1 protein-coding gene is annotated in these 255 nt (G+C 43.5%); it reads right to left on the bottom strand.

Annotated elements, in window-relative coordinates; translation table 11 throughout:
• On the bottom strand, positions 1 to 255 hold a 255-nt coding region (locus tag Q0954_RS34800; RefSeq protein WP_299466900.1), incomplete at both ends, for a transposase.

The following is a 255-nucleotide window of genomic DNA, read 5'->3' as shown; positions in this document are numbered from 1 at the left end:
TTGGCAAGTTTTCGGGCTTGCTTCTTGAAGTTGCTCCCGCCTTTCTTTTTGCGGGAAAGGCTTCGTTGTTCAATCCTGAGTTTGTTTTGGTAGTGCTGAAAAAGACGCGGATTGGCAATGTGTTCGCCACCTGAAGTGGTTATAAAATGTTCTATCCCCCAATCCAATCCCACAGTTTGGTTATTGCTGGGAAGTGGTTGGGTGGTCGTTGAAAACATAATAGAAATATAGAAACCATCCGATTCTTTGATGATG

Origin of the sequence: uncultured Microscilla sp., from assembly GCF_947493425.1 — a bacterium.
Taxonomy (GTDB): Bacteria; Bacteroidota; Bacteroidia; order Cytophagales; family Microscillaceae; genus Microscilla.
This window is presented reverse-complemented; position numbering and strand designations above follow the sequence as displayed.